16 protein-coding genes and 1 tRNA gene are annotated in these 16,667 nt (G+C 76.1%); 6 read left to right on the top strand and 11 right to left on the bottom strand.

Annotated elements, in window-relative coordinates:
* Positions 1-54: 54 nt before the first annotated feature.
* Positions 55-1,275, top strand: coding sequence for an NAD(P)/FAD-dependent oxidoreductase (locus tag H7X46_RS05635; protein WP_186358400.1), 1,221 nt, complete (start codon positions 55-57; stop codon positions 1,273-1,275).
* Positions 1,276-1,433: 158 nt separating this feature from the next.
* On the opposite strand, the gene H7X46_RS05630 is transcribed toward H7X46_RS05635, so the two are convergent.
* Positions 1,434-1,655: a DUF3618 domain-containing protein gene (locus H7X46_RS05630; protein ID WP_186358399.1), complete on the bottom strand. Its 222-nt coding sequence runs from the start codon at positions 1,653-1,655 to the stop codon at positions 1,434-1,436.
* A gap of 266 nt (positions 1,656-1,921) precedes the next feature.
* Here H7X46_RS05630 and bcp point away from each other — a divergent pair, with 266 nt between their 5' ends.
* The 3 genes from bcp (at position 1,922) to H7X46_RS05615 (ending at position 3,152) form a co-directional block, all read left to right on the top strand.
* Positions 1,922-2,395: a thioredoxin-dependent thiol peroxidase gene (bcp, locus tag H7X46_RS05625; RefSeq protein ID WP_186358398.1), complete on the top strand. Its 474-nt coding sequence runs from the start codon at positions 1,922-1,924 to the stop codon at positions 2,393-2,395.
* Between the two features lie 33 nt (positions 2,396-2,428).
* Positions 2,429-3,079, top strand: coding sequence for a transposase (locus H7X46_RS05620; RefSeq protein ID WP_186358397.1), 651 nt, complete (start codon positions 2,429-2,431; stop codon positions 3,077-3,079).
* Positions 3,079-3,152 (top strand) — tRNA-Leu (locus tag H7X46_RS05615). Before H7X46_RS05620 ends, H7X46_RS05615 begins: the two co-directional genes overlap by 1 nt.
* Positions 3,153-3,392: 240 nt before the next feature.
* On the opposite strand, the gene H7X46_RS05610 is transcribed toward H7X46_RS05615, so the two are convergent.
* Positions 3,393-4,058: a VTT domain-containing protein gene (locus H7X46_RS05610; protein ID WP_186358396.1), complete on the bottom strand. Its 666-nt coding sequence runs from the start codon at positions 4,056-4,058 to the stop codon at positions 3,393-3,395.
* A 593-nt stretch (positions 4,059-4,651) separates the two neighbouring features.
* Here H7X46_RS05610 and H7X46_RS05605 point away from each other — a divergent pair.
* Positions 4,652-5,056 (top strand): carboxymuconolactone decarboxylase family protein, encoded by a 405-nt coding sequence (locus H7X46_RS05605; RefSeq protein WP_186358395.1) that lies wholly within the window; start codon positions 4,652-4,654, stop codon positions 5,054-5,056.
* A 473-nt stretch (positions 5,057-5,529) separates the two neighbouring features.
* On the opposite strand, the gene rdgB is transcribed toward H7X46_RS05605, so the two are convergent.
* The 7 genes from rdgB to H7X46_RS05570 form a co-directional block, all read right to left on the bottom strand.
* Positions 5,530-6,183, bottom strand: coding sequence for an RdgB/HAM1 family non-canonical purine NTP pyrophosphatase (gene rdgB, locus H7X46_RS05600; protein WP_186358394.1), 654 nt, complete (start codon positions 6,181-6,183; stop codon positions 5,530-5,532).
* Entirely contained in the window at positions 6,180-6,959 is a 780-nt protein-coding gene (rph, locus tag H7X46_RS05595; protein WP_186358393.1) for a ribonuclease PH, read from the bottom strand. The genes rdgB and rph overlap by 4 nt, the downstream gene beginning before the upstream one ends.
* Before the next feature lie 17 nt (positions 6,960-6,976).
* Positions 6,977-7,756, bottom strand: coding sequence for an MBL fold metallo-hydrolase (locus tag H7X46_RS05590; RefSeq protein ID WP_186358392.1), 780 nt, complete (start codon positions 7,754-7,756; stop codon positions 6,977-6,979).
* An 8-nt stretch (positions 7,757-7,764) separates the two neighbouring features.
* Positions 7,765-8,175: a hypothetical protein gene (locus tag H7X46_RS05585; protein WP_186358391.1), complete on the bottom strand. Its 411-nt coding sequence runs from the start codon at positions 8,173-8,175 to the stop codon at positions 7,765-7,767.
* The gene (locus H7X46_RS05580; RefSeq protein ID WP_186358390.1) at positions 8,168-8,533 is read right to left on the bottom strand and encodes a hypothetical protein; all 366 of its coding nucleotides are present in this window, start codon (positions 8,531-8,533) and stop codon (positions 8,168-8,170) included. The genes H7X46_RS05585 and H7X46_RS05580 overlap by 8 nt, the downstream gene beginning before the upstream one ends.
* Before the next feature lie 109 nt (positions 8,534-8,642).
* Positions 8,643-9,479: a glutamate racemase gene (gene murI, locus H7X46_RS05575; protein WP_186358389.1), complete on the bottom strand. Its 837-nt coding sequence runs from the start codon at positions 9,477-9,479 to the stop codon at positions 8,643-8,645.
* Positions 9,476-10,090 carry a rhomboid family intramembrane serine protease gene (locus H7X46_RS05570; RefSeq protein ID WP_255426079.1) on the bottom strand — a complete coding sequence of 205 codons (615 nt, stop codon included), beginning with the start codon at positions 10,088-10,090 and terminating at the stop codon, positions 9,476-9,478. The genes murI and H7X46_RS05570 overlap by 4 nt, the downstream gene beginning before the upstream one ends.
* Positions 10,091-10,283: 193 nt before the next feature.
* Here H7X46_RS05570 and H7X46_RS05565 point away from each other — a divergent pair, with 193 nt between their 5' ends.
* Positions 10,284-12,887, top strand: a complete 2,604-nt coding sequence (locus H7X46_RS05565) for a helix-turn-helix transcriptional regulator (protein WP_186358388.1) — start codon at positions 10,284-10,286, stop codon at positions 12,885-12,887.
* Positions 12,888-12,891: 4 nt separating this feature from the next.
* Here the strand turns inward: H7X46_RS05565 and H7X46_RS05560 are convergent, their stop codons facing one another.
* Both H7X46_RS05560 and H7X46_RS05555 read right to left on the bottom strand, forming a co-directional pair.
* Positions 12,892-14,595 carry an Hsp70 family protein gene (locus tag H7X46_RS05560; protein ID WP_186358387.1) on the bottom strand — a complete coding sequence of 568 codons (1,704 nt, stop codon included), beginning with the start codon at positions 14,593-14,595 and terminating at the stop codon, positions 12,892-12,894.
* A 30-nt stretch (positions 14,596-14,625) separates the two neighbouring features.
* The gene (locus tag H7X46_RS05555; protein WP_186358386.1) at positions 14,626-16,659 is read right to left on the bottom strand and encodes a hypothetical protein; all 2,034 of its coding nucleotides are present in this window, start codon (positions 16,657-16,659) and stop codon (positions 14,626-14,628) included.
* Positions 16,660-16,667 lie beyond the last annotated feature (8 nt).

Raw genomic sequence — 16,667 nt, 5'->3', positions numbered from 1 at the left:
GGCGATCGGCGATGATCGGCACCCGAGCGACGACGACGTCCTGGTGAGGGTGCGATGAGCGATCCGGAACACGTGCTGGTGATCGGGGCCGGACTCGGTGGCCTGCGGACGGCCGAGGGCCTGCGCCGGGCCGGCTACGCGGGCCGGGTCAGCCTGGTCGGCGCCGAGGCGTCCCTCCCCTACGACCGGCCGCCGCTGTCCAAGCAGTACCTCGCCGGGGCCTGGGACCGGGAGCGGATCGGCCTGGTCACCGCCGGCGGTCTCGACGAGCTCGGGGTCCGCACCCACCTCGGCCGCCCCGCCGTCGCGCTGCGGACCGGAGCGGACGGCAACGAGGTCGAGCTGGACGACGGCACCACCCTGCACGCCGACGCCGTCGTGCTCGCCGTCGGTGTCACCCCCCGCACGCTCGACGGCCAGCCCCGGTCGGCGCACGTCCTGCGCACCGTCGAGGACTCCGACGCGCTGCGCGCGGCGCTGGGGCACGCGTCGTCGCTGCTCGTGGTGGGTGCCGGGTTCATCGGCGCCGAGGTCGCGAGCACCGCAGTGGACCGCGGGCTGGCGGTGACCGTCCTGGAGGCGGGCGCCGTCCCGCTGGCGCGGGTGCTGGGCCCGCAGGTCGGCGCGCTGACCGCCCGGCTGATCGCCTCCGGTGGCGCCGACCTGCGCTGCGGGGTGTCGGTGACGGCGCTGACCGGGACCGGCGCGACGCTGTCCGACGGCAGCAGGGTCCGCGCCGACGAGCTCGTCGTCGGCGTCGGGGCCCGGCTCGAGCTGGGCTGGCTGGCGTCCACCGGGCTCGACCTGTCCGGCGGCATCCCCTGCGACGAGCGCGGCCGGGTGCAGGGGCTCGACGGCGTGTGGGCCGTCGGCGACGCCGCCGCCTGGACCGACCCGCACGGCGACCGGCCGCGGCACGAGCACTGGACGTCCGCGTCGGACCAGGCCGCCGTCGTCGCCGCGGACATCGCCGGGGCGGACCTGCCGCCGGCCACGGTGCCGTACTTCTGGTCCGACCAGTTCGGGATGAAGATCCAGCTGATCGGGCGGCCGGAGCTGGCCGACGGGCTGCTCCCGCTGCACGGCGACGCCTTCGACGCCGGTGGCGACACCGGCGGCGCGATCAAGGGGACGACGATCGGGTACCTGCGCGGCGACGAGCTCGTCGCGGTCGTCGGGTTCGGTGCCGCCCGGCGGATCGCCCGCTACCGCAGGCCACTGGCCGAGCGGGCCGGCCGGGCGGCCGTGCTGGCGTTCCGCGACACGCTGTCCTGACCGCCGCGGTGGTCCGCCCGGCCGGGTCGCCACGCCCTCGCGGCCCCGCGACCACGCGGCCACCGGACCGCAGGAGGCCGGGTGGGGGCGCGGCCGCCGCCGCACGCGGTCGGCGCGATCGGCGCGGCGTCGACGCCGCGTCAGCGGTCGGCGCCGCGTCAGCGGAAGAGCGAGCGGATCACGACCAGGCCGACCAGCGCACCCACCGCGATCAGCGAGTACTTGATCTTCGGGTCGGCGAGGCGCTCGGCGACCTGCTCCTTGCCGCCCTCGATCAGGGTCTTCGGGTTCGCCCGGTCGGCCAGGGCGTCCAGGCTCTCGGCCAGCGCGTCCCGGGTCTTCTCGATCTCGCGCTGGATGCTCTCGGGGTCGCGGGCCACCACGTCGTCTCCTCGGCTCGGCCGGTGCGCTGCGCGCGCCCGGGGCTCTCCTGCTCCTCGCGCCCGCCGGTGACCGCCGGGCGGCGTGGCCCACACCGTATCCACCGGCACCGCACGGCGCGCGTCCCGACCCGCGACGCGCCGTCCACGGTCGGGGTGCACCTCCCGCGAAGGGCCCCGGCTGTCCACAGCTCCGGCACCTCCGGACGAGTTGTCCACAGGTCCCGCACTCGTCGCCGGAACCGTCGGTACCGGGTGGCACTCTGATGGTCATGACCACCCGGCTGCAGGCGGGCGACACCGCCCCCGACTTCACCCTCGACGACGCCGACGGCAAGCCCGTCTCCCTGGCCGACCACAAGGGCCGCAAGGTGATCGTCTACTTCTACCCCGCGGCGAGCACGCCCGGCTGCACCAAGGAGGCGTGCGACTTCCGGGACAGCCTCGCCGAGCTGAACGAGGCCGGGATCGACGTCCTCGGCATCTCCCCGGACCCGCCGGCGAAGCTCGCGAAGTTCCGCGACGCCGAGGAGCTGACGTTCCCGCTGCTCTCGGACCCCGACAAGGCCGTCCTCACCGCGTGGGGCGCCTTCGGCGAGAAGAAGCTCTACGGCAAGACCGTCACCGGTGTCATCCGGTCGACGTTCCTGGTCGGCGAGGACGGCACGATCGAGGACGCCCGGTACAACGTCAAGGCCACGGGGCACGTCGCGAAGCTCCGCAGGGACTGGAAGATCTGACATGCGGGCGGTGCCGCCGGCGGGCGGTGCGTGATGCCGCGCGCCCGCCGGTGGACCGACGAGCAGCTCGTCGAGGCGGTGGCGGCGTCGACCCGGCTGAGCGAGGTCTGCCACCGCCTCGGGATCAAGCCGGGGCGCTACGACCAGCTCCGGAAGCACATCGAGCGCGTCGGTGCTGATGCGAGCCACATCCCGGGCGCCCTCGACCCACGCCACAAGAATCACCGGCGCCGCTACACGGACGGCGAGCTCGCCGCCGCGGTCGCGACCGAGACAAGCGTCCACGGCGTGCTACGCCGCCTCGGGTACGAGCCCAACGGCGGGATGTTCCGCGCCGTGACCGCCCGCATCCGGACGCTCGGCCTGGACACCAGCCACTTCACCGGCCGGTCCTGGGCACGGGGTCACAGGTTCCCGATGCGCCGGGCGAGACCGCTCAGCGAGATCCTCGTCCGCAACTCCGACTACCACAGCAGTGCCGTCCTGCGGCGGAGGCTCATCGCCGAGGGCCTGAAGGAGCCGCGTTGCGAGGAGTGCGGCCTCGCCGAGTGGCGTGGTCGCCCACTACCGCTGCACCTGGACCACGTGAACGGCGACCACACCGACAACCGGCTGGAGAACCTCCGTATCCTGTGCCCGAACTGCCACGCCCAGACAGACACCTGGTGCGGCCGAAAGAACTAGCCGGCGTACTCCAATAGGCAGAGAGACACAGCTTAGGACTGTGCAAGTGCGGGTTCGAATCCCGCCGCCGGCACGGAACCGCGGAGCGGGGTCCGGTACCAGAGCCGGTCGCTCATCCGGCAGCAGCCGAGGCGGGTCACCGCCGTGCACCGGGATGGCCCCGGGTGCGGACGGTGACCGGCGACCACCAGGCGGGCGAAGAAGCGGTGGCCGCCCGGCTCCTGGGCTGCCCGGTGCGGGAGCGTTCTCGTCACCGCGCTCCGCGGGCACCTCGGAAGGTGACCGCCGGTCCGGGCGGCATCCCGCCCCCGGCTCAGGCCGGGGGCTCGTCCGGCAGCGGCCTCCGCGCCGCCAGCACCACCCCGGCCAGCCCCAGCACCGCGCACGCCCCCGAGATCATCAGCAGCGACGGGGGCAGGTGCCCGGTCACGGCGTCGCCGAGCGCGACGATCGCGATCGTGCCCGGTGCGCACCCCACGACGGTCCCCACCAGGTACGGCCAGAACCGCACCTGGGACAGCCCGGACAGGTAGTTCATCACCGCGAACGGCACCATCGGGATGAGCCGCAGCGAGGTGACGGCGAGCGTCCCGTGGTGGTCGAGGCGGCGCCGCACCCAGACGGCGCGCGGATGCACGGCGTAGCGGGCGACCATCCGGCCCCCGGTGATCCGCACCAGCACGAACGCCACGACAGCCGCGATCGCGGTCGCGACCAGCGTCAGCACGGTCCCGGCGACGGCGCCGAACAGCACACCGGCCGAGACGGTGAACACCGTCCGCGGGAACGGCGGGACGTTCAGCAGCACCTGGAGCAGCACGAACACCACCGGCGCCCATGCGCCGGCCGACTCGACGACCCGGCGGAGCTCGCCGAACTGCGGGACGACGGAGACGCCGTACGCCCGGGCCACGAGCGCGACGAGGCTCGCCACGAGCACCAGCCCGAGACCGGCCAGGAGAGGACGCCACCACCGCACGGAGATGACAGTACCCAGCGGGTCGGCGCGACCGCCGTCACGCCGCCCTCCGGACCGCTCCCCCCGGCCCGGAACCTTGCCGGACAAGGACTCCACGCCCGGCCGCCCCACGCGCCCACCGACCGGAACGTCACACCCGGTCGAGCTCCTGTGTCCTGGGACGCGAGGCGGGGACACGGTGAGGAACGCGGCCGGCGCGTCGCCGCCGATTCTCCCCGGCGCGCGGGTGCCGCCCCGGGATGCCGACACCCGGCAGCCGCACTCGCCACGCGCGGCCAGCCCGGTCGACACCCGCCATGATCGCCCGTTGGGGAGTGCAGCGCCCGTCTCGCGAACGCCACGCTCCACAACGGTCGATCATCGTGTCGTTCCGCCGGGTGGCACACCCGGTGGCCACCCCGGCCCCGGACCCGAGCGAACACGGCGCGTGCCGCTCGAGCGTGCCGTGATCATCCGTGCCGCTCGAGCGTGCCGTGATCATCGGGGCCTCACTCGTCCGGGACGTCACTCGGTGACGGTGGGCGGGTCGGCCACCCGGCCCGCCATCCCGTACGCCCCACCGAACCAGCGCACGCCCGTGAGACGCTTCCGCCATGAGCGCTGCGCCGAACGGGATCGACCCCTCCGAGCTGGACGCCGACGGCCTCGCGGTGCGCCGCGACGTGCTGGGCCACGACTACGTGGCCGCGGCGCTCGAGAACACCGACGGCACCACGGCCGAGTTCCAGCAGCTGATCACCCGCTACGCCTGGAACGAGATCTGGACGCGCCCGGGGCTGGAGCGCCGGATGCGCTCCGCGGTCACGATCACCGCGCTGATCGCGCACGGGCACTGGGGCGAGCTGGAGCTGCACCTGCGCGCCGCCCGGCGCAACGGCCTCACCGACGACGAGATCAAGGAGATCCTGCTGCAGAACGCGATCTACTGCGGGGTCCCGGCCGCGAACTCCGCGTTCAAGATCGCGCAGCGGGTGCTGGCGGAGCCGACCCCCGAGTAGTGGCCGGCCGCATGGGAGTGCGGCCGGGCCGACGGGGGTGCGCCGGTCCCGCTGCGCCGTGCCGTCGAGATGTGGCCCGCGCGATCCCGTGATCGTCCATTCGCGCTGGTACGCAGGTCGGAAGAGGCACTGACCGGATATCGGGCGGTCCGTCGCGCGGATTTCTCCGCCCCGGCGCCGGACCGTATCCCTCCACCCGCAGCACTCGATCGATCAGCACCGTCGTGCCCGGGTCGCGACGCAATTACGCGTCCCACCGGGGCGGTCCCCGTCGATCAGCACGCTCCCGCCCCACCCCGGGCCTAACCGCGCAACTCGCCCGCACCACTCCGGTCGATCAGCACGATCGTGCCCGCGGCACGGCGGCATCGTGCATCTCGCGGGGCGCCGACTCGGCCGACCAGCACGATCCCGCCCACCGAGGCCGGAACCTGCGGGCGGGTCGCGGCTGCGGACCCCGACCGCCGCGAGGATCAGGCGTCGGCGCGCAGCGCCTGCAGGTGCGGGACGAGGGCCCGCAGGGCGCGGCCGCGGTGCGAGGACGCGTCCTTCTCCTCCGAGGACAGCTCCGCCGAGGAGCGGGTCTCCCCCTCCGGCTGGAAGATCGGGTCGTAGCCGAAGCCGTTCTCGCCGCGCGGCTCGCGCAGCAGCGTCCCCCGCCAGGTGCCGTGCACCACGGTGCGGCCGGGGATCTCGCCGTCGGCGTCCGGGGTGTCCGGGGCGGCGGCACCGTCCGGGGTCACCAGGGCGGCCGCGCAGACGAAGGCGGCACCGCGCCGGGCGTCGGGCACGTCGGCGGTCTGGCCGAGCAGGAGCCACAGGTTGGCGTCGTCGTCGCCGTGCCGCCCGGCCCAGCGGGCGGAGAAGATCCCCGGCATCCCGTTGAGGGCGTCCACGGTGATCCCTGAGTCGTCAGCGATCGCGGGCAGCCCGGTAGCGGCGGCCGCGTCCCGGGCCTTGGCGATCGCGTTCTCGGCGAACGTCGCGCCGGTCTCCGGGGCCTCCGGGAACTCCGGGACGTCGGCCAGCCCGACGATGTCGACGCCGTCGACTCCGGCCGCCTCGACGATGCGGCGCAGCTCGGTCAGCTTCTTCGCGTTGCGGGTGGCGAGCAGGACCCGGGTCACGCCGACGCCTCCGCGGCCGTCTCGGCCACCAGCTTGGGGTGCGGCGCGGCGAGCACCTCGACCTGCAGCCGGGCGAGCTCGGCGATCCCGGCGAGCGCGGAGTCGAGCATCGCGTCGAGGGTCTTGCGGGCGAACGTGGCGCCCTCGCCGGTGCCCTGGACCTCGATCAGCGTGCCGGTCTCGGTGGCGACCACGTTGGTGTCGACCTCGGCGCGGGAGTCCTCGGAGTAGGGCAGGTCCAGCCGGACCCGGCCGTCGACGACCCCGACCGACACCGCCGCGACCTGGCAGGAGATCGGCTTGGGGTCGGACAGCTTGCCGTGCTCGCCGAGCCAGGTGACCGCGTCGCACAGGGCCACGTAGGCGCCGGTGATCGCGGCGGTGCGGGTGCCGCCGTCGGCCTGCAGCACGTCGCAGTCGATCGCGATGGTGTTCTCGCCGAGCGCCCGCAGGTCGATGCATGCGCGCAGCGAGCGGCCGATCAGCCGGGAGATCTCGTGGGTGCGGCCGCCGATGCGGCCCTTCACCGACTCCCGGGACGAGCGGGTGTCGGTCGACGACGGCAGCATCGCGTACTCGGCGGTGAGCCACCCGAGGCCGGAGCCCTTGCGCCAGCGCGGGACGCCCTCGGCGACGCTCGCCGCGCACAGCACCTTCGTGTCGCCGAACTCGACCAGCACCGAACCCGCCGGGTGCTTCTGGAAGCCCCGGGTGATCGTCACCGGCCGCAGCTCGTCGTCGGCCCGTCCGTCCGCCCTGCCCTCTACGCGTGTCACCGGGACATCGTAGGAACTCACACGGCGAACTCGGCGTCCGGGAAGGCCAGCTCGACCGGGCCGTCGAACACGGACTTGGCCTCGCCTGCGATCTCGTCGCGATCATGCCAGGCGGGGACGTGCGTGACGACCAGCCGCCGCGCGCCCGCGGCGGCGGCGTGCTCGCCGGCCTCGCGGCCCGACAGGTGCACGCCGGCCGGGTTGGCCTCGTCGTGCGGCCAGCTGGCCTCGCAGAGGAACAGGTCGGCGTCGCGGGCCGCGTCGACGAGCTCCGGGCAGGCGGCGGTGTCACCGGAGTAGACCAGCACGCTCCCGGCGTGCTCGACGCGCAGCGCGAACGCCGGGCACGGGTGGACGACCGGGTACGCGGTCACGGTCACCGCGTCCACGCCGACCGTGACGGGGGTCCCGGCGGCGAGGTCGTGGAAGGAGAAGACGTCGGTGAGGTCGGTCGCCGCGTACTCCTCCGGCGACGGCGCGTAGGCGCGGGCGAACCGGTCGTGCGCGCCGGGCGGTGCGTGCACGGGCAGCGGCGCGGCGGTGGCGTCGTACGGCGGCCGCGGGTGGTAGCGGCGGTGCACGACCAGGGAGGCGAAGTCGGAGCAGTGGTCGGGATGGAGGTGGCTGAACACGACGGCGCCGAGCGTCCACGGGCTCGCGTGGCGCTGCAGCGCGCCGAGGGTGCCGTTGCCGAGATCGAGGACGAGCCGGGTGGTGCCGGCCTCGACGAGATATCCGGACGCCGGGGAACCGGGCCCGGGGCCGCTGCCGGAGCATCCGAGCACGATCAGCCGCATGCGCGACACTAACCCGATCGGGCCGTCCGCCGCAGCCACCAGATCCCGGCGAACGGCAGCACCAGCGGCACGAAGCCGTAGCCCATGCCGAACCAGGTCCAGACCGTGTTCCGCGGGAAGTCGCCGGGCACGAGCGCGGTGAACGCGCCGACGGTCAGGACCCCGACGAGCTCGAAGGTGACCGCGAACCAGGCGAGCCGCCGGAAGCCGGGGCCGGTGCCGGCGAGCCCCACGGTGGCCAGGATGTAGACGAATCCGGCGACCGCGGACAGCGAGTACGCCAGCGGTGCCTCATCGAACCGTTCCACGATCTGCACGCCGGCCCGGGCGCTCGCCGCCAGCGCGAAGATCCCGTAGACGGCGATGAGGATCCTCCCCGGCCCGGTCGCGGTCGCGCGGACCTCGCCGCGCTCAGGCACCGGGCATCCACAGGCCCTGCAGCCGCAGCACCGCGACGAGCGTGCCGACCGCCCCGACGGCGATCACCGTGCCGCCCCAGCGGCTCGGTTCGGCGGTGGCGAACTGCAGCGCGATCGGCGGCACGCAGATCGCGACGACGAGGTAGATGAGGAACGTGGTCCGTTCCGGCAGCGTCACCCCGCCGGCGAGCACCTGGTACGCGGCGACCGCGGCCTGGACCGTGATCAGCGCCGTGCACACGCCGACGGCGATCCGGTGCACCTGGCTCGGTGGCCGGTTCAACACCGTGGTGACCAGGCCGAACAGCGCGGTGGCCGACAGGGCCACCATGATCACACCGACCAGCGCACCGATCACGGCGCGGAGGTTACCCGGCGGTGGCTCGCCGGCTCGGACCGGCCGTGATCGACCGTCGTGGAGCGTGGCGGACGCGGTACTCCGCGGTCGTCGATCGGACGGGGCGGCGTCAGTTCCCTGCGACGGGCGTCCGGGCGCCGGCCTGCCCCACGACCGCACCGATCTCCGGGCCGAGGAAGCGACGGCCGAGCCGGGCGAACGGCTCCGGGTCCCCGGTGGCGAGGAAGCGGTGCGGCGCGGGCGGCTCGGTGTCGTCGCGCAGCAGGTCGCGTGCGTGCAGGGTGCGTACCAGCGTGCGGGCGGTCTCGTCGGCCGAGGACACCAGCGTGACGTCCGGACCGAGCACGATCTCGAGCACCCCGGTGAGCAGCGGGTAGTGCGTGCAGCCCAGCACGACCGTGTCCACGCCAGCCCGCTGCAGCGGTTCCAGGTAACCCTGGGCGACGCCGAGGACCTGGCGACCGCTGGTCGTGCCGCGCTCGACGAAGTCGACGAACCGGGGGCAGGCGACCGAGGTGATCTCGACGTCGCGGGCGGCGTCGAACGCGTCGGCGTACGCCCCGGAGGCGATGGTCGCCCGAGTGCCGATGACCCCGATCCGGCCGTTGCGGGTGGCGGCGACCGCGCGGCGGACGGCCGGGCGGACGACCTCGACGACCGGCACCGGGTAGCGCTCGCGGAAGTCGGCCAGGCAGGCGGCCGAGGCCGTGTTGCAGGCGATGACCAGCGCCTTCACCCCGGAGTCGACGAGCTCGTCGCCGATCGCCAGCGCCAGCCCGCGGACGTCGGCGATGCGGCGCGGCCCGTACGGGCTGTGGGCGGTGTCGCCGACGTAGACGATCTGCTCGGCGGGCAGCAGGTCGATCACCGAGCGGGCGACGGTGAGACCGCCGACGCCGGAGTCGAAGATCCCGATCGGTGCGTCGATCCCCGCGGAGCCCGTCACGCCCCCAGGGTAGGCCGGGCCCGCCGGTCGGCCTTCGCCACCCAGGACGCGGCGACGATCCCGCCGACGGCGCCGAACAGGTGACCCTGCCAGGACACCATCGGGTCGGACGGCAGCACCCCCCACAGCAGCGACCCCCAGAACAGGAACAGCACCACGGCGAGCAGGATCTGCCGGCCGTTGCGGGCGTAGAAGCCGCGCACCAGCAGGAACAGGAACCAGCCGAACACGATCGAGGACGCCCCGATCACCGGGTACGGCGAGAGCAGCCAGATCCCGACGCCGCTGATCACCCAGATCGTCGCGGTGACCGCGATCCACTGGCCGATCCCGCCGGACATGGCGAGGAAGCCGAACAGCAGGAACGGGAGGGTGTTCGCGGCCAGGTGGGTCCAGTCGTCGTGCAGCAGCGGTGCGGTGAGGACGCCGCCCAGCCCGGAGGTGTCGCGGGGGCGGAGCGCGCCGGCCTGCTCCACGAGCTCGCCGGAGGCGACGTCGACCCCCTCGAACAGCCAGAGCGCGACGGTGAACACGAGCATGATCGCCGCGGCCCGCATCGGCGCGGACGGCAGCACCCGGGCGGGTGCCCGGCCGGACGGGGCGGTGGCCATGACCTCGACGGTACCGGCGACGGGTACGGCCGATCGGGGGAACTCGGCACCGGGCCGGAACGCCCGCGGGGCCGGCGGCGAGATCGCAGCCGACGACGTCCGGCGTGGCCGGGCCACCGATGCGGGCCCCGGTGCGAGGAGAGGGCACCACGCACATGGACGGCGGGGCGAACCCGATCGGGCCGGAGGCGGGATGAGCGGATGGCCGATGGTCGGGCGGTCGGCGACCGTGCGGGAGATCGTGGCGGCCGCGCACTCCGAGCGGTGGTCGGGGGTGGTCCTGGTCGGGGCGCCCGGCGTGGGCCGGACCCGGCTGGCCCGGGCCGCGCTGGCCGCGATCTGCGCGAACCGGCAGGGCTGGGCGCCGTACTGGGTGATGGCGAGCCGCTCGACGGCGACGCTCCCCCTCGGCGCGCTGGCCCACCTCCTGCCCGACCTCGACCCGGGCGCGCCGCGGCCGCAGCTGCTGCGGGACGCGCGACGGTGGCTGCTGGAGGGCGCCGGGGACGCCCGCCCGGTGCTCGCCATCGACGACGCGCACGAGCTGGACGAGACGTCGGCGATCCTGCTGCTCCGGCTCGCCGGCTCCGGGGACGCCTTCGTGGTGGTCACGGCGCCGTCCGGGGTGCGGGTGCCGCCGCCGGTGTTCGCGCTGTGGAAGGAGGGGCTGGCCGAACGGGTGGACCTGGCCGCGCTGGACCGGGCACAGAGCGACCGGCTGGTCGTCGAGGCGCTCACCGGTGACGGGGATGGCTCGCTGGTGGACGCCGGCGCGCTGGACCGGCTGTGGCGGCTGGCCCGCGGCAACCCGCTGTTCCTGCGCGAGCTGGTGGAGGGCGGCCGGGCGGCGGGCACGCTGCACCGCTCGGGGTCGGTGTGGCGCTGGGCGGGCGCGTTCCCGGGGACCCCGCGGCTCACCGAGATGCTGGAGGCCCAGCTGGGCGCCCCGGACGGCGCCGAACGGGACCTGCTGCGGCTGCTGGCGTTCGGCGAGCCGCTGGCCAGCGAGATCGCCGCGGCGCTGGCCGGGCCGGACGTCCTCGCCGCCGCGGAGGCGCGGGGGGTCGTGACGTCGGTCCGCAACGAGCACCGGGTGGAGCTGCGGCTCACCCACCCGCTGCACGCGGAGATCCTGCGCGGCCGCGCGTCGCCGCTGCAGGAGCGGGAGGCCTACCGCCGGCTGTCCGAGGCCGCCGGCCGGGTCGACGGCGGGCGTCCACCGGGGGGCCGGGCGCTGGCCTGGCGGGTCGCGCAGGGGTTGCCGGTTCCCGCCGGGGAGCTGCTCGACGCCGCGGACGAGCTGGCCGTCGCGGACCCGCCGGCCGCGGCCCGGCTGCTCGGTGCGGTCACCGGGGCCGACACCGGCACCCGGTTGCGGCTGGCCCGGTCGTGGATCCGGCTCGGGCAGGCCGAGCGCGCGGAGGCGGTGCTGACCGGCGCGCCGGAGCGGGACGGGCCCGGCGGCGCCGTGGTCCGGGTGCACAACCTCTACTGGGGGCTGCGGGCGTTCGACCGGGCAGGCGAGGTGCTGCGGGCGGCGACCGCCGCGCCGGGGACGGGCGAGCCGCAAGTGGTGCTGCAGGCGTTCCGGGAGCTGCTGGAGGGCCGCAGCGAGGAGGGGGCGCGGATCGCCGCGACCGCCGCGGACGCGCCGGGGGCGGGGACCGCGGCGCTGTCGCTGGCTGCGCTGGCCTCGGCCCGGGCCGGCAGGTACGAGGCGGCAGTCGGCTACGCCCGGCGCGCCGATCCCCCGCCGGCCACCGACGTCACCGGCGCCGACGAGGCCGGCGGCTGGCTGCGTTTCCAGCTGCTGGCCGCGTGGTGGTACGCGCTGCTGCAGACCGGGGACCTCGACGGCGCCGACGGGCTGGCCCGGCCCGCCCACCGGGCGGCGCTGGCGGCGGGCCGGGAGCGGCACGCGGCGTTGTTCGGCACCTGGCTGGGCATCGTGGACGCCCGCCGCGGCCGGCTGCGGACGGCGACCGCGCAGCTGCTGGAGGCGGCCGCGGCGGTCCCGGCGAGCCGGTTCTCGTTCGCGGTGCCGCTGGTCGGGGAGCTGGCGGTGGCGCTGGCCGCGTCGGGCCGGGTCAAGCGGGCGCGGGCGGTGCTCGCCGAGGGCGACCGGATCCCGGGCGACATGCTGCTGAGCGGGTGGGTGCGGCCGGCCCGGGTGTTCCTGGCCGGGGTGCAGGGACGCACCTCGCACGCGGCGACGCTGGCGATCGACGCGGCCTGCGACACCGGGTGCGCCCGCGGGCACCGCGCCCAGGCATTGCACGCGGCCGTCCGGTGCGGGATCACCGGCGAGGTGGCGGACCGGCTCGCGGCGCTCGCGGACGGTGCGGAGGGCCCGCTGGAGCGGGCGTACGGCGCGCACGCCCGGGCGCTCGCCGGCCGGGACGGTGCCGGGCTCGACACGGTCGCCGCCCGGTTCGACGAGCTCGGCCACCGGTTGCTGGCCGCGGAGGCGGCCGCGCAGGCCGCGGCGGTCTACCGGGCGGCGGGGCGGACCGGGCCGGCCGGGGCGGCGGCGTCGCGGGCGCGGGCGTGGGCCCAGGAGTGTGAGGGCGCCGCGACGCCCGCGCTGGCCCTGCTGGAGGGCACCGACGACCTCACCCCGCGCGAGCACGAGATCGCCGCGCTCGCCGCGAGCGGGATGACCAGCCGGGCGATCGCCGGGGAGCTCGTCGTGTCCGTGCGCACGGTCGACAACGTGCTGCGCTCGGTGTACGCGAAGCTCGGTGTGTCCGGGCGCGGTGACCTGACCCGGATCGCGGGGCTCGGTTCCCGGAGCTGACCGCTCACCCGCCGGCGCCGCCCGCGGGCTCCTCGGTCGTGCTCTCCGTGGAGGTCGTCTCGGTCTCGGTGGTGGTCTCGGTGGTCTTCTCCGGGGTGTGCGTGGCCGTCCGCTTCGGTGTCTGCCGGTCGGGCTCCACCGGGTCCGGCGCGGCGGACGTGGTCCGGACCCGGGCGGGCCGCGTGGGCTCCGCGCTGTCGTCGTCGGCAGGTTCCGCGGTGGGAACTTCCTCGGTGGTCGCGGCCGGCGCCTCGCTGGTCGCGACGACCGGCGGCGGGGAGGTGTCCGGGGGCGTTCCGGCGGAGGCGCCGTAGACGAGCGTGCCGCCGACGGCGGCCGCCGCGACCAGCAGGCCCGCCCCGACGATCACCCCGGTGCGGCGGGCCCGCCGCGGCCGGGCGGAGCCGGGGGCCAGGACGGGCGGCGGGGTGCCGGCGGCCGGGGCGTCCGGGCCGGGTGTGACCGGCGTGGGCAGGGTGGTCTCGGGCCCCGCGGGGACCGCGGCCGCCCGGGTCCGCTCGGCGGGGACCGACGCGGGCGGGACCCACGGGATGCCCCGGGGCGGGGTCGGGGTGTCGTCCGGGCCGGCGGGTCCCGGTTCGCCGCCCGCGGCGCCGGTGGGTCCTGCGGCGGCGGCCGCGCCGTCCGGGGTCGTCGCGCCCCAGGCGGCGGCGCCGAGCGCGACGGCGTGCTTGGGATGGGTGTCGACCGCGGTCGGCCGGCCCAGCTCGGCGGCCACCGTCCGGGCGACCGCCGGAATCCGGGAGGAGCCGCCGACCAGCAGGACCGTGTGCAGCTCGGCGGCGGTGACGCCGGCCGAGGCGAGCGCGCGGCGCATGGCCTCGACGGTCGCCGCGACCGACGGCCGGATCATCTCCTCCAGCTCGCCGCGGGTCAGCCGGACCTCGGTCTGCACCGAGGGCAGCAGCACCGGGATGCTCGTCTCGGTGTCCGCCGACAGCGCTTCCTTGGCCAGCACGCACTCCTGCCGGAGGCGGATGGCGGCGGCCGTGGCGCGGGCGTCGGCGGGGTCGAGGGCGGAGGCGGCGCCGTCCACGGCCCGGTCGACGTGCGCGTACACCGCCTCGTCGAAGTCGATCCCGCCGAGTCCCTCGATGCCCTCGGGGACGCCGAGGATGGTGAACCCGCCGCGGGCGGCCCGGAGCACGGTGGCGTCGAACGTGCCGCCGCCGAGGTCGTAGACCGCCACGAGCGCGTCGTCGGGGACCCGCTCGGCGGCGGCGTAGTGCGCGGCCGCCGCCTCGGGTTCGGTGACCATCCGGACGCCGTCCAGCCCGGCCAGCCGCGGGACCTGCCCGAACAGCTCCCGCTTGTAGGGCCCCCAGTTCGCCGGGTGGGTGAGGGTGACGACGTCGGGTGCCCCGCCCTCCCGTTCGCTGACGGTGCGGACGACGTCGTCCAGCTGGCGGGCCATCAGCTCCTGCACCGACTGCGGCGCGCCACCGAGGAGCACCGGCATCGGGTCGCCGAGGCGGCGCTTGACCTCGCGGGCGACCCGGTCGGGTTCGGCGGCGGCCCGGCGGTCGGCCGCGTCCCCGGTGAGGACGCTGCCGTCGGCACGCAGCAGCACCACCGAGGGCACGACCGCGGACCGGTCGCCGAGCGTCACCATCTCGACCCGGCCGTCCCGCGCGATCGCGGCGGCGGTGAACGTGGTGCCGAGGTCGACCCCCAGGCGGTATCCCATCGTGCTCGCCTTCCTCTTCTCGGTGGCCGGTCAGGACACGAGCGCGGGGTCCGCGCCGGCGTCGTCACCGCTCGTGTCCGGCGAGCCGGGTCCCGGGTCGGTGGCGGGGTCGGTGACGACGGTGGCCTCGCCGGCCGGGCCCGGGAAGTCGACGGGCGGTTCCTCGATGCGGTCCGGTTCCGGCCCGGGTTCGGGCGGCCGGACGGCGCCGGTCCCGGCCGGTGCCGGTTCGAACGGGCCGGCCGGAACGCCCGCGCCCGGGTCGCCGGGGAACAGCGGGGAGCCGTCGGGGCCGGTCAGGACGGAGGTGCCGTCCGGTTGCGTCCCGCCCGGTCGCGTCCCGTCGGGCAACGTCCCGTCCGGCAACGTCCCATCGGGCAACGTCCCGCCCGGCAACGTCCCATCGGGCAACGTCCCGTCCGGCAACGTCCCGCCCGGCAACGTCCCATCGGGCAACGTCCCGTCCGGCACCGTCTCGTCCGGCACCGTCCCGCCCGGCACCGTCCCGTCCGGCAGCGTCCCGGCCCGCTGTGGCTCGTCCGGCAGCAGCTCGTCCGGCAGCAGCTCGTCCGGCAGCAGCTCGGTGGGCAGCAGCTCGTCCGGCAGCAGCTCGCCGAGCGTCCCGCCCGCTGCCGGATCGGCCACCCGGCCGGCCGGGTCCTGCCCGGTGTCCTCGCCACGGGCCGGCCCGTCGTCGACCAGCCGGACGTCGGGCAGCCCGCCCGCCGGCTGGTCCTCCGCCGCCCAGCCCGCCACGACCGGAGCACCCAGCCCGGCGGCGGGGGCGTCGACGGGGCGGGCGGCCGCGGCCGGTGGTGTGGCGGTGCCGCCCGCGGGGGACGGCGGCGTGCCGGTGGGGCCCGCCGTCGTCGTGGTTGCTCCCGCACCGGGGGCCGTCCCTGCCGTCCCGCCGGGGCCCCGCCCGGTGGGTTCCGCGCCGAACGGGTCGTCTGTGCCGGTCGGGTCCGGGTCCACGGCCTCGGCACCGGAACCGCCGGGCTCGCCGGACCCGCCGACCTGCCCGGCGGCGTCCGTGCCCCCGGTCTCCAGGTCCGGCCCGGCCGTCCCCCGGCCCGCCCAGTCCGGCTCCGGCGGCAGCTCCCGATCGGTGACCACCTGGTCCTGCCCGATCGTGGTGACGGCCTCGTCGCCGGTGTCGTCGCTGGTCGACGTGGCCTTCTCGGACAGCGTCACGGTGACGTCGTCGTCGTTGCCGTCGCCGTCGGTGATCCGCACCCGCTGCTCCTGCCGGATGCCGACCTCGTCGAGACCGTCGCCGTCGGCACCGGCGACGACGTCGATCCCGAAGTCGGTGGTGTCGACCGCGAAGCTGCCGTCCGGGCGTTCGATCACGTGGACGTAGCCGCGTTCGTGGATCACCAGGTCGGTCTCGGCACCCGGCGGGTCGGGGACGACGACCTGGTAGTGCTCCTTGAAGACGTACTCGTTGCCGTCGTCGTCGCGGATCACGATGTACTGCCAGGCGTCGACGAGGAACATGCCGTCCTCGGTCTCGGTGACCGTGACCTCCTGGAACATCTGGACGGTCAGCCAGTCGCCGTCGGCCTCGGCCCCGGGCTCCTGCACCCGCCACGTGGTGCCGAGCCCGGCGGCGACGTCCCCGGTGCCGGTGGTCGTCGACGACGCCACCCCACCGTCGTCGCCGACGCCGAACCCGGTCGTGCCCGCGCCGCCGTGGTCACCGCCCTGGTCGGTGGACCCCGCCGGCCCCCCGCCGGGCACCGGCGGTGCCGGGTCCAGCCCGCCGACGTCCTCGAGCGGGGTCGTGTACTGCGCCGGCGCGACCGGGACGTCGGCGAGCGCCGGGCCCCCGACCCCGCCGACGGCGACGACCGCGGCGGCGACGCCGGCCGCGGCACCGGTGGCGGCGATCCGGGCGGCCACCCGCCGGACCCCGGCCGGGGCGTCCGCGCCGGACGCCCGGGCGTTCCGGACCCGCTCCGGCACGGCCGGGCGCACGTCGGAACAGGCCAGCTCCCACAGGTGCGGCGGCATCCCGGCCGGCCCGCGGCGGGGCGGGGTCGAAGGCGTGGTCGGCGTCATGGGATCAG

Source organism: Pseudonocardia sp. C8, assembly GCF_014267175.1.
Classification (GTDB): domain Bacteria; phylum Actinomycetota; class Actinomycetes; order Mycobacteriales; family Pseudonocardiaceae; genus Pseudonocardia.
The sequence above is the reverse complement of the archived record's forward strand: the minus strand, read 5'-3'. Positions and strand labels throughout refer to the sequence as shown.

What these genes read in the sequence shown, in the direction of transcription:
- H7X46_RS05555 (WP_186358386.1), bottom strand. Translation starts at nt 16,659, where the DNA reads ATGACGCCGACCACGCCTTCGACCCCGCCCCGCCGCGGGCCGGCCGGG.
- H7X46_RS05635 (WP_186358400.1), top strand. Translation starts at nt 55, where the DNA reads ATGAGCGATCCGGAACACGTGCTGGTGATCGGGGCCGGACTCGGTGGC.
- bcp (WP_186358398.1), top strand. Translation starts at nt 1,922, where the DNA reads ATGGTCATGACCACCCGGCTGCAGGCGGGCGACACCGCCCCCGACTTC.
- H7X46_RS05590 (WP_186358392.1), bottom strand. Translation starts at nt 7,756, where the DNA reads ATGCGGCTGATCGTGCTCGGATGCTCCGGCAGCGGCCCCGGGCCCGGT.
- H7X46_RS05565 (WP_186358388.1), top strand. Translation starts at nt 10,284, where the DNA reads ATGAGCGGATGGCCGATGGTCGGGCGGTCGGCGACCGTGCGGGAGATC.
- H7X46_RS05605 (WP_186358395.1), top strand. Translation starts at nt 4,652, where the DNA reads ATGAGCGCTGCGCCGAACGGGATCGACCCCTCCGAGCTGGACGCCGAC.
- H7X46_RS05560 (WP_186358387.1), bottom strand. Translation starts at nt 14,595, where the DNA reads ATGGGATACCGCCTGGGGGTCGACCTCGGCACCACGTTCACCGCCGCC.
- H7X46_RS05620 (WP_186358397.1), top strand. Translation starts at nt 2,429, where the DNA reads ATGCCGCGCGCCCGCCGGTGGACCGACGAGCAGCTCGTCGAGGCGGTG.
- H7X46_RS05570 (WP_255426079.1), bottom strand. Translation starts at nt 10,090, where the DNA reads ATGGCCACCGCCCCGTCCGGCCGGGCACCCGCCCGGGTGCTGCCGTCC.